Origin of the sequence: Demequina sp. B12, from assembly GCF_028823635.1 — a bacterium.
GTDB lineage: Bacteria > Actinomycetota > Actinomycetes > Actinomycetales > Demequinaceae > Demequina.
In genome coordinates this window covers 333286-350152 of the sequence record NZ_JAPEHU010000001.1, presented here as the reverse complement: position 1 = coordinate 350152, position 16867 = coordinate 333286, and the positions used below count along the sequence as shown (strand labels likewise).

The 16867-nt window shown below is 61.4% G+C and carries 15 protein-coding genes; 9 read left to right on the top strand and 6 right to left on the bottom strand.

The features are described from left to right. Positions 1 to 14: 14 nt before the first annotated feature. The 5 genes from ON058_RS01725 to rpmH are packed head-to-tail and all read right to left on the bottom strand — an operon-like array spanning position 15 to position 2359. A complete protein-coding gene (locus ON058_RS01725) occupies positions 15 to 497 on the bottom strand; it encodes a R3H domain-containing nucleic acid-binding protein (RefSeq protein ID WP_274667301.1) in 483 nt (160 codons plus the stop codon). Further along, entirely contained in the window at positions 490 to 1539 is a 1050-nt protein-coding gene (yidC, locus tag ON058_RS01720; RefSeq protein ID WP_274667300.1) for a membrane protein insertase YidC, read from the bottom strand. Before yidC ends, ON058_RS01725 begins: the two co-directional genes overlap by 8 nt. After that, positions 1532 to 1840, bottom strand: coding sequence for a membrane protein insertion efficiency factor YidD (gene yidD, locus ON058_RS01715; RefSeq protein ID WP_274667827.1), 309 nt, complete (start codon positions 1838 to 1840; stop codon positions 1532 to 1534). The genes yidC and yidD overlap by 8 nt, the downstream gene beginning before the upstream one ends. A 32-nt stretch (positions 1841 to 1872) precedes the next feature. Then, positions 1873 to 2220, bottom strand: a complete 348-nt coding sequence (rnpA, locus tag ON058_RS01710; protein WP_274667299.1) for a ribonuclease P protein component — start codon at positions 2218 to 2220, stop codon at positions 1873 to 1875. Position 2221: 1 nt separating this feature from the next. Further along, positions 2222 to 2359: a 50S ribosomal protein L34 gene (gene rpmH, locus ON058_RS01705; protein WP_061961283.1), complete on the bottom strand. Its 138-nt coding sequence runs from the start codon at positions 2357 to 2359 to the stop codon at positions 2222 to 2224. 237 nt (positions 2360 to 2596) lie between these two features. Here rpmH and dnaA point away from each other — a divergent pair, with 237 nt between their 5' ends. The 7 genes from dnaA (at position 2597) to gyrA (ending at position 13406) form a co-directional block, all read left to right on the top strand. Continuing rightward, entirely contained in the window at positions 2597 to 3997 is a 1401-nt protein-coding gene (gene dnaA, locus ON058_RS01700; RefSeq protein ID WP_274667298.1) for a chromosomal replication initiator protein DnaA, read from the top strand. A gap of 569 nt (positions 3998 to 4566) precedes the next feature. After that, positions 4567 to 5694 carry a DNA polymerase III subunit beta gene (dnaN, locus tag ON058_RS01695; protein WP_274667297.1) on the top strand — a complete coding sequence of 376 codons (1128 nt, stop codon included), beginning with the start codon at positions 4567 to 4569 and terminating at the stop codon, positions 5692 to 5694. Between the two features lie 4 nt (positions 5695 to 5698). Continuing rightward, positions 5699 to 6841, top strand: a complete 1143-nt coding sequence (gene recF, locus ON058_RS01690) for a DNA replication/repair protein RecF (RefSeq protein WP_274667296.1) — start codon at positions 5699 to 5701, stop codon at positions 6839 to 6841. After that, positions 6834 to 7400 carry a DciA family protein gene (locus tag ON058_RS01685; protein WP_274667295.1) on the top strand — a complete coding sequence of 189 codons (567 nt, stop codon included), beginning with the start codon at positions 6834 to 6836 and terminating at the stop codon, positions 7398 to 7400. The genes recF and ON058_RS01685 overlap by 8 nt, the downstream gene beginning before the upstream one ends. Before the next feature lie 236 nt (positions 7401 to 7636). Then, positions 7637 to 8545, top strand: a complete 909-nt coding sequence (locus tag ON058_RS01680) for a DUF4190 domain-containing protein (RefSeq protein WP_274667294.1) — start codon at positions 7637 to 7639, stop codon at positions 8543 to 8545. Between the two features lie 216 nt (positions 8546 to 8761). Continuing rightward, entirely contained in the window at positions 8762 to 10774 is a 2013-nt protein-coding gene (gene gyrB / locus ON058_RS01675; protein WP_274667293.1) for a DNA topoisomerase (ATP-hydrolyzing) subunit B, read from the top strand. Further along, a complete protein-coding gene (gyrA, locus tag ON058_RS01670) occupies positions 10764 to 13406 on the top strand; it encodes a DNA gyrase subunit A (protein WP_274667292.1) in 2643 nt (880 codons plus the stop codon). The genes gyrB and gyrA overlap by 11 nt, the downstream gene beginning before the upstream one ends. A 227-nt stretch (positions 13407 to 13633) precedes the next feature. Here the strand turns inward: gyrA and ON058_RS01665 are convergent, their stop codons facing one another. After that, on the bottom strand, positions 13634 to 15013 hold the full coding sequence (locus ON058_RS01665) for an MFS transporter (RefSeq protein ID WP_274667291.1): 1380 nt from the start codon (positions 15011 to 15013) through the stop codon (positions 13634 to 13636). A 93-nt stretch (positions 15014 to 15106) separates the two neighbouring features. On the opposite strand from ON058_RS01665, the gene ON058_RS01660 reads away from it, so the two are divergent. Further along, entirely contained in the window at positions 15107 to 16081 is a 975-nt protein-coding gene (locus tag ON058_RS01660) for an alpha/beta hydrolase (protein ID WP_274667290.1), read from the top strand. Beyond that, positions 16078 to 16842 (top strand): glycerophosphodiester phosphodiesterase family protein, encoded by a 765-nt coding sequence (locus ON058_RS01655; protein WP_274667289.1) that lies wholly within the window; start codon positions 16078 to 16080, stop codon positions 16840 to 16842. The genes ON058_RS01660 and ON058_RS01655 overlap by 4 nt, the downstream gene beginning before the upstream one ends. Positions 16843 to 16867: the final 25 nt, after the last annotated feature.

Below are 16867 nucleotides of genomic sequence, written 5' to 3'. Positions count from 1 at the left end.
GTGAAACACCATGCTTACGCCGGTAGCACCACCACGTGCCGGTGCGGGTCTTCGCCTTCAGACTCCGACGACAGACCAGCCTCGAGAACAACGTCGTGAACGACCTTGCGCTCGAAGGCGTTCATCGCGGGCATCGAAACCTTGACACCAGTTTCCTTGACTTCAGCAACTGCACCGCGTGCCTGCTCAGCCAGGCGCTCACGCCGGCCTGCGCGGAAGTCAGCAACATCCAACATGAGCCGGCTGAGTTGACCGGTGTCGGACTGCACCGCGAGACGCGCCAGGTCCTGAAGTGCATCGAGCACTTCCCCATCGGGACCAACCAAGCGCTTCAGATCTTGGTTGGGTCCTTCTGACACCACCGCGACCTTGGCACGCCCAGCCTCGACCGAGATGTCGATGTCGCCATCCATGTCGAGGATGTCAAGGAGTTCCTCAAGGAAGTCCGCAGCAATATCGCCCTCTGCCTCGAGGCCAACCTTGTCCTTGTCAGTCATTTTCGTCCTTCGCTTCGTCAGCTCCCTGGGAGCTCTGGTCTTGTGCAGAAGAGTTCTTGGGGCCACTCTGCCCGCTGCCCTTCTTACGCTGTGATCGCGAGCCGCCCTTCTTGGGCTGCTGACGCTGACGCGTCGGCTTCGCTTCTTCCCCGCTGAGGGTCACGTCTTCGCTGTTGCCCTCAATCACGAGGCCCTTCTTGCGAGCCTTCTCAGCCTGCTTCGCTTTGAGCTGCTTTTCGGCCTCCGAGCCCGGGGTGGGGTTGCGCTTGATGACGTAGTACTGCTGGCCCATCGTCCAGATGTTGGTGGTGGTCCAGTAGATCAACACACCCACCGGGAAGTTCGGACCGGTGACGACGAAGATGAAGGGCAGCGCGTACATCAGCACCTTCTGCTGCTGAGCCATGGGGCCCTCAAGCGCAGAGGCGGGCATGTTCTTGCGAGTGATCTGGTGCTGCGTCAGGAAGGTCGAGCTCACCATCATGATGATCAGCACGATCGAGACGATGATGGGCGCAGGGTTTCCGGATCCCCATTCGCCAATCAGGGTGTCGGAGAGCTTCGCGCCAAACAGCGTGGCTTCGTGTGCCTCCACCGCCAGCGCCTCGGTCAGCAAACCGATGGGCTTAGCATCCTCAACGCCTTCGATGCGATAGTTCAGCACTCGGAACAGTGCGAAGAAGATCGGTGCCTGAATCAGGATGGGCAGACAGGACGAGAACGGGTTCGTCTTGTGCTTGGAGTACAGCGCCATGGTTTCGCGCTGCATCGCTTCACGGGAAGCCTGGTCCTTCTTGCCCTTGTACTTGGCTTGGATTTGGCGCATCTCCGGCGCCAGCAACTGCATCGCTCGCTGCGACTTGATCTGCTTGACGAACAGCGGGATCAGGAGGATACGGATCGTGACCACGAGGCCCACGATCGACAGCGTCCATGCCACACCGGAGGCCGAGTCCATTCCCAGCCAGGTGAACAGGGAGTGCCATAGCACCATGATGTTCGCGACGCACCACTCAAGTGGGTACATGATCGTGTCAAACATGCGTCTTCAGATGTCCTTTGGGTTGCACGAGCGAGGCTGTTGCCTCAGGGGAAGTCTGGGGACGGCGACGGAAAAGTGGTTCACCCCGTCGCGGCACGTCGTCTACGCCACCGTGGCTCCAAGGGTTGCAGCGCAGCACGCGCCACACCCCGAGTATGAAGCCCTTGAACGCGCCATGTTCCTTGACCGCCTGGAGGCCATAACTGGAACACGAGGGGTAGTACTTGCACGTGGGACCCGTGAGCGGGGAGATCACCAACTGATAAAAGCGAATGATCCCGATGAAGACGTAGCGTGGCACAGCCACGACAGCATCAACAGCTCGACGAAGGGTCACGCAAGCACCGCCTTGCGTTGGGCGGCAGCCACTGCATCCTTCACGTCCCTACATAAAGCCTGGTAATCACTCGATGCGCTCTTGGGGAGCGCGCGAATAACGACGGCAGTGCCGTCGGGCAGGGTTGGCAGGAGGTCAGCCATGATGGCACGCAAACGTCGTTTGACACGGTTGCGTATCACGGCACCTCCCACGGCTCTGGATACAGCGAAACCGGCCATGCTCTGCGCATTGCCGGTTTGCTTGAGGTAGACGATGAGGGTGGGCCGCCCACTCCTAGTGCCTTGGCGCATCACGGACTGGAAGTCCGCGGCCGAAGACATGCGGAAGTGGGCCGGCAGCACCTTACGCCGACAGCTTCGCGCGGCCCTTGCGGCGGCGCGTCGCGAGAATCGATCGGCCGGCACGGGTGCGCATACGCAGGCGGAAGCCGTGCGTCTTAGCGCGCTTGCGGTTGTTCGGCTGGTAGGTCCGCTTGCTCACGGGTCACTCCATGACGTTCGTTTGGTGGTGGTCAAATCAGCGCACTAACGTTACGCGCACGAGAGCCCCGGGTCAAATCTTGTGCTCCACATTGGACCGAACCGGTGAACAAGATAGGCTCCACCACGCAGAAGTGTCGCCTTGGTAGCGACACGCCGTCTGTGCGTAACAAATGCGTGACACACTATCAACCACCTGTGCACAAGTGTGGGGAAAACCGCAGGTGAAGGAGGGTCGATGGCCGGGGAAAGTGACAAGGACTCGATTGAGGCCATCTGGTCGCGCACGACGACGCGGATGTTCAACGACGATGCCGTCACGGCACAGCACCAGTCGTTCATCCGGCTGATCAAACCTCTGGCGATTGTCGAGGACAACGTCTTCTTGGCCGTCGCAGAAGACTTCACCAAGAACTATGTGGAGTCCACGCTCCGTGAACCGCTCACATCGGCTCTCTCAGAAGCTGTGGGACGCGACGTCAGGATTGCGGTCACCGTTGACTCGTCCGTCACGCCACCTCAGATGGCAACCGATGAGGACGATGACGAAGCTTCTCCCGCTCCCCGCACATCGGCCCCTTCAAAGCCAGCCGCCCCAGAGGTCGAGGATCCCCACCTCAATCCGCGCTACACCTTCGACACCTTCGTGATCGGTTCGTCCAACCGGTTCGCTCACGCCGCCGCTCTCGCCGTGGCTGAATCACCTGGTAAGACCTACAACCCACTGTTCATCTACGGGGACTCGGGTTTGGGCAAGACTCACTTGCTGCACGCGATCGGTCACTACACGCGTCACCTCAAGCCGCAAACCCGCGTGCGGTATGTGAACTCGGAAGAGTTCACCAACGACTTCATCAACTCGATTCGCGACGACCGCTCACTGAGTTTCAAGCGTCAGTACCGCGAAGTCGATGTGCTCCTCATTGACGACATCCAGTTCCTGCAGGGCAAGGAACAGACGCTCGAGGAGTTCTTTCACACCTTCAACGCGTTGCACAACGCCGGCAAGCACGTCGTCATCACCTCGGATGTCAGTCCCCGCAACTTGGATGGCATCGAGGAACGCATGCGCACCCGCTTTGAGTGGGGTCTGATGACCGACGTGCAGCCGCCGGACCTGGAAACACGTATCGCGATCTTGCGTAAGAAGGCCGCCGCGGACGATGTGCAGGCACCTTCGGACGTTCTTGAGTACATCGCGTCCAACATCACGAGCAACATCCGTGAGCTTGAAGGTGCGCTGATTCGCGTGACTGCGTTCGCCGCTCTCAACAAGCAACCTGTTGATCTGTCTTTGGCGCAGGTGGTGTTGAAGGACCTGATTTCTGACGACGACTCGGAGATCACGGCCTCGTCAATCATTGGCACCACCGCGGACTACTTCGGTATCTCGATGGAAGAGCTCACCGGCACCAGCCGCTCGCGCGTATATGTGACGGCTCGTCAGATCGCGATGTATCTGTGCCGTCAGCTCACTGACTTGTCGCTGCCCAAGATCGGTGAGCACTTTGGCGGCAAGGACCACACCACGGTCATGTACGCGGTGAAGAAGGTTGAGGATCAGATCGCTCAACGCCGCCAGATGTACAACCAGGTCAACGAGATCCACGCTCGCATCAAGCAGCAGCAGCGCGGCTAGTCACGCGCTCGATCCGCCTTACAACGCCTCCTGACGCCCGTTTTTGGGCCTCTGGGGGCGTTGTTGCATGTGGGCTGGGAGCCACAACACCCCAAAAACCGTCTCTGAGAGGCGTTGAGAGGGACGATGCTGGGGCGCTGGAAGGTGTCGAGGACACCGTCGATGCGGCGATCTTCCTCAAATTTGGGTCAAGATTGGGGAGAAGTCGCTCTTTCACACATGTGGAAAAAGTTGTGGAGAGCCGTGGATACAGACGGGCATCCCCAGGGATGGAGATGTGAAGAACTACAGGAATCTTGTGAGTCGAGATCCGCTGTCCACGACAGGACTACAAGTTTTGGGATTCTCATCCCCAGGTCTCACACAGGCAGTCTTGGCGAACTACCAGGATTTTTGTCATTCATCCCCAGATTCCACGGGCCCTATGACAACTACTCACTCTTGTCATTCCACTGTCCACACACCGACCTTCATCACGATCCGCGTCACGAATCGCCGCCACGCGCCGCGCCCACTTGTCAGACCTCTGTGGTGGCGTAGTCTGTGCGTCAGAATCTGAGGAGTTCGAGATGAAATTCACCGTCGACCGCGACGTCCTTGCGGATGCTGTTGCCTGGACCTCGCGTGCCGTCCCGGCTCGCCCACCCGTCCCCGTGTTGGCAGGAGTTCGCATTGAGGCGGATTCCGAGGGCACCGTGCGCTTGTCGAGCTTTGACTACGAAGTTTCGGCCCGCGGGGAGTTCCCTGCAGACGTCGACGAGTCTGGTGAAGTTCTGGTGTCGGGGCGTCTCCTCAAGGAAATTGCGAACGCACTCCCCCACAAGCCGGTCGAGTTCGCACTCGATGGCACCAAGGTTTCCGTCAAGTGCGGCGCGTCCAGGTTCACCTTGGCGACTATGCCCGTCGACCAGTACCCGGCATTGCCCAATCTTCCCGAGCAGTCCGGGGTGCTTGACGGCTCGGAGTTCCAGCAGGCCGTGAGCCAGGTCACGTCGGCAGCATCCCGTGATGAGACGTTGCCCATCTTGACTGGCGTCCGGATGGAGATCGAAGGTTCGAACATCTCGCTGCTGGCGACCGACCGCTACCGCTTGGCGCTCCGCGAGTTCTCTTGGAAGCCCTCGAAGTCGGATGTGTCCGCTGTTGCCCTGGTACGTGCCAAGACTTTGAGTGACACTGCGAAGTCTCTGGGTGCCGGCGATGTCACCATTGCGCTCAGCTCCGGCCAGGGTGTTGACCTGGTGGGCTTTGAAGCAGGTGGTTTGGTGACCACGTCGCTCTTGATGGATGGTGACTACCCGCAGGTGCGCCGCCTGTTCCCTGACGAGAGCCCTGTCACTGCCGTAGTGAAGACCACCGAGCTGATCGAGGCAACGCGCCGTGTTGCCCTGGTCACCGAACGCAACTCTGCTGTGCGTTTGGCCTTTGCTGAAGGCGAAGTGACTCTCGACGCCGGTCAGACCGACGATGCTCAGGCATCCGAGGCCCTCGAATGCACCTTGGATGGCGACCCGATCACCGTCGCATTCAACCCGCAGTACCTGCTTGACGGTCTGAGTGCGCTGGGTAGCGAGTACGTCCGCTTGGGCTTCACTCAGGACACTAAGCCCGTGGAGTTCGTGGGATTGTCGGAGCCCGGCGGCGACCTTGCCTCCGAGTTCCGCTACCTGCTGGTTCCCATCCGTATCCCGTCCTAGGTCTGTGCGCGTCACGCATCTGAGCCTGGTCGACTTCCGCTCATACGAGCAGGCGGACGTCGAGTTTGGTCCACGCGTGACCACGCTTGTGGGGCGCAATGGGCAGGGCAAAACCAACGTGGTGGAGGCAGTGCGTTACCTGTCGCACCTGTCATCACACCGGGTAGCAGCCGATGCTCCTTTGATTCGCGCAGGCGCGGAACGTTCCGTGGTGCGCGCCAGAGTGGAAAAAGGTGGGCGATCACTCGCGCTCGAAGTCACTCTTATCCCTGGTAAAGCGAACACTGCACGCATTGGGCGGTCGCCTGCGAAGCCACGTGATCTCTTAGGAACCCTGAGAACCGTTACGTTCGCTCCTGAAGATCTGGCGCTCGTGAAAGGCGACCCCGCCGGACGCCGCACGTTTATGGATGAACTGATCGTCGCGCTTCAACCACGCCTCGCTGGCGATCTCAGCGACTACGACCGCGTGCTGCGTCAACGTTCCTCGATGCTGAAGACCGCGAAGAATGCGCGGGGCGATCTCACCATGCTCGACATTTGGGACGAAAAGCTTGCTGACCTGGGTGGGCGGATTGTGTCGGCGCGGCTCGCCGCACTTGAGCGGCTGGCGCCGCATGTGACCGCGGCCTACGCAGCGGTCGCTCCCGAAGGTGGCACGTGCTCCATCGCCTATGCATCCTCGTACGACCTTGACCCCGAGGGCGACAGCTCTGCCGCAGATCCTTCTTCCCAATTGTTGGCCCGCCTCACCGAGGTGCGTTCCAAGGAGATTGACCGCGGCGTGACCTTGGCTGGACCTCACCGCGATGACCTCACCATCACTTTGGGTGACTTGCCTGCAAAGGGCTATGCCAGTCACGGTGAGAGCTGGTCCTGCGCACTTGCGCTCAAACTGGGGGTCTACGCCCTGCTCACCACGGATGACGGTCCGGATGCGGGTGACGATGGCGAACCGGTGCTTATCCTCGACGACGTGTTCGCGGAACTTGATACTGGGCGTCGTTCCGCGCTTGCCGAGCGGCTCGCTGACGCGAGCCAGGTTCTCATCACGGCAGCGGTCGCGGAGGATGTTCCGACCGAACTCCGTGGCCAGGTTCTCCTCGTGACGAAGGGCTCTGTCGCCTCAGGGGACACTCATGAATGACGGAACTGAAGCATCGTCCCTGGAAAATAACCCTGACGAAGGGCTGGACGACGCAACCCGAGCATCTGGAGCTGATCTTGCGCGCCAAGCAATGGAGCGTGCCCGCGCCTCAGCTCGACAACGCGGGGCATACCGCACGGGACCTCGTGCCGCAAAGCAAGTCCAAGAGCAGAAGCGCCGAGACTCACAGCCATTTTCCGAGGGCCGTGATCCGCTGCAGATGTCCGAGGCGGTGAATGCACTCCTGCGTCGCATGGGGTGGAGCGAGCAGATCGAAGTGTCGTCGGTCATTGGGCGCTGGCGAGAAGTGGTCGGCGATCAGATCGCGGACAAGTGTGAGCCCCTGACCTTCGACAACGGTGCACTGACCGTGCGTGCGTCCTCGACGGCGTGGGCAACGCAGTTGCAGATCATGAATGGTCAGATTCGTCATCGCATCAATGAGGAGTTCGGTCGGGAGATCGTCAAGGAACTCACCATCTTGGGGCCTTCCTCACGCAGCTGGACACGCGGCCCGCGCACCGTGAAAGGCAGAGGACCCCGCGACACCTACGGGTGATGAAGTCCACACCGCCTGGCCTAGGCCAGGTCTGCGACATCCGCTACCCTGGGTACTGACGGGTTTTCGGGGCGGGTGAGCCTGGCCTAGGCCAGGTCTGCGACATCCGCTACCCTCTTAGCGCCAACGTCCGGTAAAAGTCCCTCGTAAAAGGGACATTTCGGGGGCGACGTTTCGGTCAATAGGGGCGGAAACGGACTTTTGTGCACACTGGTGCACCTTGCTGAGGAGAAGACATGACAGAGCAGTACACCCCACCCGCGCCCCAGGGCGCACCCGTTCCCCCGCCTGGTCAGGTCCAGCCTGAACAGAAGAAGGGTTTCGCGATCACCGCGCTCGTGATCGGAATTGTCGCGATCCTCGGATCGTGGATTCCGTTCCTGGGCCTGGGCTCGGTGTTCCTGGGTCTGATCGGTCTGGTCTTTGGTGTGATCGCCATTGTTCAGGCGGTTAAGGGCACCGCAGGTGGCAAGGTGATGGCGATCGTCGGTGCTTCGCTGTCCGCACTCGCCATGATCATTGGTGTCGCCGCCACTGCTGCTGGCGTGTCCGCGGTGGACGCCGCCATTGAAGATCTCGATGAACAACTCGACGAAGAGTTTGCGTCTTCCCTGGACGACAGCGCTAGCGAAACCGTCACCGAGACTGAAGATGTCGTTGACGACGCCGCAGCCGAAGAGGTCACGGAGACCGAAGAAACCGAGTCCGCTGCTGACGGTGAAGGTACACGCAGCAACCCGTTCCCCGCCGGTACGGTACTCACCAATGATGAGGTCGAGATCACTCTGGGTGAAGCAAACTGGGCAGCTGACGACATTGTCGCCAGCGAGAACCAGTTCAACGATGCCGCCGCCGATGGTTCTACCTTCGTGCTGCTCCCGGTGACTGTGACAAACGTTGCCTCCGCTGAGCCCGTGACGCCGTGGCTCGACGTCGAGGTCTTCTTCGTCAGTGCCGACGGCCGTTCGTTCGAAGAGGCATACGAAGTGATTCCCGACGAGTTGTCGGACATCAGCGACCTCTACGAGGGTGGCACCGGCACCGGCAACATCGTCTTTGAGATCCCCACTGACGTCCAGGAAGACGGCGTGTGGGGTGTCGAGTTCGGTTGGTTCTCCGACGCCACGTTCGTCGCGGCGAAGTAGCCACATCCGCACGACAGCAGGCCCGCCGACTTCTGAAGTCGGCGGGCCTGCTGTACGTTTCGACGGCATTGCGGACGTGAGGTGTGAAACTCACGTCTAGAACTTGTTCCCAAAAGGCTCTGATGAGCCACGGATTGCCCCTATTTCGCGCTAGAATCACACGGAGTACATCGCGTCCCGTCTGAGGCCGCGTGAGTCCCGTGAAAGGCGAAATCTGTGGCCCAGAACGAAGCGCCCGAGGCGCAGCCTGCCTACGGCGCCGAGAACATCACCGTCCTGGAGGGCCTCGAAGCCGTCCGTAAGCGACCCGGTATGTACATCGGCTCCACTGGCGAGCGAGGCCTCCACCACCTGGTGTACGAAGTAGTCGACAACTCTGTCGACGAAGCGCTCGCCGGATACTGCGACACCATCACCGTCACGCTGCTCGAAGACGGCGGCGTGCGCGTCACCGACAACGGCCGCGGCATCCCCGTCGACATGCACCCCACCGAGGGCAAGCCCACCGTTGAGGTGGTCATGACAATCCTTCACGCCGGTGGAAAGTTCGGCGGTGGCGGCTATGCCGTCTCCGGCGGTCTGCACGGCGTGGGTATCTCCGTGGTGAACGCACTGAGCTACAAGGTCGAAACCGAAGTTCGCCGGCAAGGCCACGTATGGCGTCAGGCCTTCGCCGACGGTGGAAAGCCACAAGGAACCCTGGAAAAGGGCGACGCCACCGACGACACCGGAACCCAGCAGACCTTCTGGGCAGACCCCGAAATCTTCGAAACCACTGACTACGACTTCGAGACGCTGCGCGCACGCTTCCAGCAGATGGCGTTCCTGAACAAGGGACTCACCATCCAACTGACGGACGAGCGCCCTGCTCACGTCACCGCATCGGACGACGTCGAATCAGAAGGCGACGACGACGCCCCTACCTCCCGTACCGTCACCTACCGGTACGACGGTGGACTCATCGACTACGTTGCTCACCTCAACGACGCGAAGAAGGCAGAACGCGTTCACGAAGAGGTGGTGGCACTCGAGGCGGAAGACACTGAGAAGAAGATCTCGCTAGAAATGGCGATGCAGTGGACCACGGCCTACTCCGAGTCGGTGTTCACCTACGCCAACACCATCTCGACCACCGAAGGTGGAACGCACGAGGAAGGCTTCCGCGCCGCACTCACCTCCCTGGTGAACCGTTACGCACGCGACAAGGGAATCCTCAAGGACAAGGATGACAACCTCACCGGTGACGATGTCCGTGAGGGTTTGACTGCGGTGATCTCCGTCAAGCTCGGCGAACCACAGTTCGAGGGCCAGACCAAGACCAAACTGGGCAACACCGAGGCCAAAACGTTCGTCCAGAAAATTGTGGGCGAACAGCTCACCGACTGGTTCGACTCGCACCCGAACGAAGCCAAGGAGATCATCCGCAAGGCCATGCAGGCCTCGCAGGCACGTATCGCTGCACGCAAGGCTCGCGAAGCAACCCGCCGCAAGGGACTGCTCGAATCCGGCGGCATGCCCGGAAAACTGCGCGACTGCTCCTCCAAAGACCCCTCAATCTCAGAGATCTTCCTGGTGGAGGGTGACTCCGCAGGCGGTTCCGCTGTGCGTGGACGTAACCCCGCAACCCAGGCGATCCTGCCCCTGCGTGGAAAAGTCCTCAACGTGGAACGCGCCCGCCTCGACAAGGCCCTCGCCAACACCGAGATCCAGGCACTGTTCACCGCCTTCGGTTCCGGAATCGGCGACGAGTTCGACATGGAGAAGTCCCGCTATCACAAGATCGTGCTGATGGCCGATGCTGACGTTGACGGCCAACACATCCGCACCCTGCTGCTCACGGTGCTCTTCCGCTACATGCGTCCACTGATCGAAGCCGGCTACGTCTATCTGGCACAGCCGCCGCTGTACAAGCTCAAGTGGACCAACGCCGACCATGACTATGTCTTCACCGACCGTGAGCGCGACGCCAAACTGAAGGAAGGCCTTGCCGCCGGCAAGAAGATCCCCAAGGACAACGGCATCCAGCGTTACAAGGGTCTGGGCGAGATGGACTACTCGGAACTGTGGGAAACCACCATGAACCCCGAGACCCGCACCCTGCTCCAGATCACTATGGACGATGCCGCACTTGCGGACGAGACTTTCTCCATCCTGATGGGCGACGACGTCGAGTCGCGCCGCAACTTCATCCAGCGCAACGCGAAGGACGTGAGGTTCCTTGACATCTGAGGTCCACAACCACGGACAGATCGACCAGGTCGATCTCAATGTGGAGATGCAGCAGTCCTACCTGGACTACGCGATGTCCGTCATCGTTGGCCGTGCACTCCCCGACGTTCGCGATGGTCTGAAGCCCGTCCACCGTCGTGTCATCTACGCGATGTACGACGGCGGCTACCGTCCTGACCGCGCGTACTCCAAGTGCACGCGCATCATCGGTGAAGTCATGGGTAACTATCACCCCCACGGTGACAGTGCCGTCTACGACACCTTGGTACGTATGGTCCAAGACTGGTCGTTGCGGTACCCACTCGCTGACGGCCAGGGCAACTTTGGTTCTCCCGGTAACGACCCGGCTGCTGCCCACCGTTACACCGAGTCCCGCATGGCGCAGATCGCCATGGAGATGGTCCGCGACATCGACAAGGAAACGGTCGATTTCCAGGACAACTACGACGGTCGCACCCAGGAACCCGTGGTGCTCCCGGCACGGTTCCCGAACCTTCTGGTTAACGGCTCCGCCGGTATTGCGGTGGGTATGGCCACCAACATTCCGCCGCACAACCTTCGTGAGGTTGCTGCCGGAGTGCAATGGTCGCTCGACAACCCGGACGCCACGCGCGAAGAACTGCAGAACGCGCTGATCGAACGCATTCAGGGCCCCGACTTCCCCACCGGCGCCATGATTCTTGGCCGCCGCGGCATCGAAGAGGCATACCGGACCGGCCGTGGTTCGATCACGATGCGTTCCATCGTGAACGTCGAAGAAATCCAGGGACGTCAGTGCTTGGTCGTGACCGAGCTTCCCTACCAGGTCAACCCGGACAACCTGGCGCTCAAGATCGCGGAGCTGGTCAAGGACGGCAAGATCACCGGCATCGCCGACATTCGCGATGAGACCTCCGGTCGTACGGGCCAGCGCCTGGTCATTGTGTTGAAGCGTGACGCCGTCGCGAAGGTTGTGCTGAACAACCTGTACAAGCACACCCAGTTGCAGGAAACCTTTGGTGCCAACATGGTGGCGCTCGTGGATGGGGTGCCCCGCACGCTGCCCATCGACGCGTTCGTTCGCCACTGGATCACCCACCAGAACGAGGTCATCCAGCGTCGTACCGCATACCTGCTGCGTGAAGCCGAACGTGAAGCCCACATTCAGCGTGGTTACGTCAAGGCTCTCGACCAGCTCGACGCCGTCATCGCGCTGATTCGCCGCTCCCCCTCCGCTGATGAAGCTCGCGAGGGCCTCATGGAGTTGCTGGATGTCGACGAGATTCAAGCCAACGCGATCCTGAACCTGCAGTTGCGTCGCCTTGCCGCTCTGGAGCGTGAAGCGATCGAGCGTAAGTATGGCGAGCTGATGAAGCAGATCGAGGACTACAAGGACATCCTTGCCTCGCCTGAGCGTCAGCGCACCATCATTTCCGACGAACTCGCGGACATCGTCAAGAAGTACGGCGATGAGCGCCGCACGGAGATCAGCCCGTTCGACGGTTCCGTCGACATCGAAGACCTCATTGCTGAAGAAGAGGTCGTGGTCACGATCACGCGCGGCGGGTATGCCAAGCGCACCCGCTCAGACCAGTACCGCGCGCAGAAGCGTGGCGGTAAGGGTGTGCGCGGAGCGACGTTGCGCAGCGATGACATGGTGGAGCACTTCTTTGTCACCACCACGCACCACTGGCTGCTGTTCTTCACGAACTACGGTCGCGTGTACCGCGCGAAGGGTTACGAACTTCCCGAAGGTGGACGTGACTCGAAGGGCCAACACGTCGCGAACATGCTGGCGTTCCAGCCGGGCGAAGAGATTGCTCAGGTGCTGGACCTGCGCAGCTACGAAGACAAGCCCTATCTGGTGCTCGCCACCAAGCGCGGTCTGGTGAAGAAGACCAAGCTCACGGACTACGACTCGAACCGGTCGGCCGGTCTGATTGCCATCAACCTCAAGGATGTTGAGGGCGACGACGGCGAGATGCGCACGGACGAACTGGTCTCTGCACGTTTGGTTGCTCCGGAAGACGACCTGATGCTGGTGTCCCGCAAGGGCCAGTCAGTGCGTTTCCACGCCACCGATGAGGAGTTGCGCCCCATGGGACGTGCTGCCTCCGGTAACCGCGGCATGAAGTTCCGTGACGACGATGACCTGCTGTCGATGGACGTGATTCCTGCCGACGTTCCGGAAGGCACGGATGCAGACGGCACCGTCACCGACGCTGATGGTGACGAGGTCACGGTTTCCGATGGCCCCTACTCGTTCGTGGTGACGGAACTTGGTTACGCCAAGCGCACCGCGGCATCGGCGTGGGATGCCAAGCACCGCGGCGGTCTGGGCGTGAAGGTGGGCAAACTCACCGACGAACGTGGTGACCTGGTGGGTGCGTTGCTCGTGGACGAGACCGATGAAGTGTTGGTCATCATGTCCTCCGGCAAGGTGGTGCGTTCGAACGTTGCCGAGGTTCCTGCCAAGGGCCGCAACACCATGGGTGTGATCTTCGCGAAGCCCAGCAAGAACGACAAGGTCATCGGCATTGCCCGCAACGTGGAGCGCAAGCTCGACGGTGACGAGGACGGTGCGGAAGGCGCTGACAACCCTGAGGGTGAGAACGCCCCTCAGGGTGAGAAGGCCCCCGAGAACAACGCCTAATCCCCTAGCCGTAGATACACGGCGGGGATTCGGCATCTGACGAGCCCTGGCCGTCGGTTCCAGATGGAATCGGCGTCCAGGGCTTTGTCATGCGCCGACACCCAGCCACCTCCCACTACGAACCAAAATCAGCGCGACACGCCGGTCAATAGGCCCCAACCTAGGCCGCGCATCGGCGTGTCGAGGCCACCTTTGGTTCAAAGTGTCGGGGGTGCAGGCAGGGGGCCTTACGCGTTCGCGCCCTTGTCTGCAGGGGTGCGTACCAACACCAACAGGCCCATGCCGAGCGCCACGACCGCGATCACGCCCACGGTGCCCCAAATGGTGGCGCCAAACAGAGAAATCGACAGTGCCCAAGCGGCCGGTGCAAGGAACGATGCCGCACGTCCGGTGGTCGCATAGAGCCCAAAGATCTCTGACTCTTGGCCGGTGGGCGCCACGCGGGCCAGGAGCGAACGCGATGCTGCTTGCGCTGGTCCCACCATCGCGGACAACAGCAATCCGCAGATCCAGAACACGATGGCGCCTGCGGTGTGGAACGCGACAATTACGGCACCGGCACCCACGATCACACCCAAGGCGAACAGAATCACAGCGCGCGGACCAAAGCGGTCATCGAACCGTCCCGCGATGAACGTGGATACGCCGGCGATGAGGTTCGCGGCAATGCCAAAGATGATCACCTGCTGGTCGCTGAACCCAAAAGCTTTGGCCGCGATGATCGCGCCAAAGGTGAACACACCAGCAAGGCCGTCGCGGTAGACGGCCGATGCCAGCAGGAACCACAGGGTGGAGCGCGCGCCATTCCAGAGGTCGCGAAGGTCGTGGAAGAGCCGCTGATAGCCGCGCCACAGGCTGACGGATTGGCGGCTGCTTCCGGGAGCTTCCGGTACGTACGCGAACAATGGCCAGGCGAACGCCAAGGTCCACACGGCACAACCCACGGCAATGAGGCGGTAGGCCATGCCGTTGGAGGTGTCCATACCGAACCAGTCGAAGGTGTCGAGCAGCACCACGAACACGAGCGCCAAGATTCCACCCATGTATCCCAGACCCCACCCCAATCCGGAGACGCGTCCCATGGTGGCGGGTGTCGAGACTTGGACGATCATTGCGTTGTAGTTGACTCCCGCGATCTCCCCCACGATCGAACCAAAGGCGATCAGTCCTACCCCCAGCCAGAAGTGAGTGGGGGCGGCTTCCACGAAGTACAGACCGCCGGTGGCGCCTACGAGCAGCAGCGTCATGGCACCGAGCCAGGCCTTGCGACGTCCGGAGGAGTCTGCACGCTGACCGAGTACTGGCGCCAGAATCGCGACCAGGATTCCGGCTGCCGTGATGCCCCAACCTAGACCGGAGTCCAAGGCGGCACTGGCGGACTTGTATGCCTCCGCGTACTCGCCGAGCGCCACGATCTCCGGATCGATGAAGGAGTCCGAGGTGAGGTACAGCGCAGTGAAGACGAACGTGATGATGACGGAGTTGAACGGCTGCGTGGCCCAGTCCCACAACGCCCACGCCCACACTTGACGGCGCCGGCGTGGATCTGTGGACGGGCCCCCCGGTGCGTCGGCAGCGGAGGGCAGCACGTCGTCGTGGGAAGTCATGAGCCTCAGTGTGTCGGACCCAGGTGAATCGCAGGTGACGGGCGCGCTGACAAACCTGGGATCGTGACCCGCATCCGGACTAGGCTCGCTGGTATGAGTGTGGATGAGTGGCGGCCGGACGTTCTTGAGGGCTACGAGCAGGCATCGCTCGGCGCTCCTATGTCCGCACCCGTTGGGCATGGTGACGGAAGCTTGGAACGCACCCTGATCCGCCGCATCGGCCCGTCAGACCATCCCACGTCGGTGGCGTTGATCGTCCACGGCTACAACGACTACTTTTTCGCTACGCACCTTGCCGACACCCTCGCGGACCACGGCGCCGCCGTGTATGCCGTGGACATGCGCCGGGCTGGACGGTCGCTGCGGCCAGGCAACCAAGCGCATCACCTGGCACACATCAGCGAACTGGTGGAAGACATCGCCGATGCTGCACGCGCCGCAAACGCAGACGCCCACGCCAGGTATGGCGCCGCAGATCTTCCACTGATCGTCCACGCTCACTCCACGGGCGCGTTGGCGGCAACGATCTGGGCCAACGACCAACCAGCCGATGCGTTGGCAGGCCTGATCTTGAACGGTCCCCTTTTTGGGTTGCCGCTGCGCGCGTGGGAACAGGCCGCGATGCGTACGGTTCCTGCGCTTGCGAAGATCCGCCCGCGCGCAGTTGTGGTGCCTGCACCTTCTCCCTACACGACTGGGCTGGTAAACCGCGGTTGGGAGTTCAACACCGCTTGGAAGAGCCCCCAAGGAGTGGGGGCCACTGCGGGCTGGCTTGCGGGAACAGCGGCAGCGCGCCGGCGCGTCCGTGGCGGGCTCGACATTAAGGTGCCGGTGCTGGTCGCGCATGCCGACTCGACGGGACCGGACCGGTTGGACAACCCTCGCCACGGCAGCCAAGACACGGTCGTCGACGTGGCCGCCATCCGTCGGTACGCCCCAGGAATCGGACCCTATGTCGCGGTCGTGGAGATTCCCGGTGCCATTCACGATGTGTCGTTGTCTGCGTCCGCTCCACGCAGCATCTACCTCGACGCGGTGGGGCACTTCGTGGATAGGGTCGTGGAATGAGCCACCCATACTTCGACAATGGCGGCCGGCCGGCAGCGTTGGCGCATCGAGGCTTCTCCCTCGAGGGTCTCGAGAACTCGATGAAGGCCTTCCAAGCGGCCGTGGACTTGGGTTTCCGCTACGTGGAGACCGATGCCCATGGCACGTCGGATGGCGTCGCGGTGGCACTGCATGACGACACTCTGGATCGCACCACGGATCTCACTGGCGCGGTCGCGGAGCGTCCGTGGGCGGTGGTGAAGCGAGCGAAGATCGGTGGAGTTGAACCGGTGCCGTCGCTCGAGGACGTCCTGGGTACCTGGCCCGATGTCAAAGTCAACATCGACGTCAAAGGCACCTCCGGCATCGTCCCTGTGGCGAAGGCGATTGAACGCACCAAGTCTCATGATCGGGTGTGCTTGGGGTCGTTTGATGCCACGCGCCGGCGTGAGACCTTGAAACTCCTCAGCAAGCCTGTGGGGACGCCGGCTGCCCAACGTGAGGCGATCGCCTGGTGGCTGGGAACCTTCTTGGGGGCCGATGCTTCCAAGACTTTGGGGGACGTGGACGCCCTGCAGATTCCTTGGCGCCAAAACAACCTGCCGATCATTTTCACCCACCACGTCGAAAAGGCTCACGCTGCGGGCAAGAAGGTCTACATCTGGACCGTCAACAGGCGCGACCACATGGAGAAGCTGCTCGACATGGGTGTCGACGGAATCGTGTCCGACCGTTCCGACGTGTTGAAAGAAGTGTTGCTTGAACGTGGCCAGTGGGCCTGACTTAAACCGTCAGACCCACCGGTCG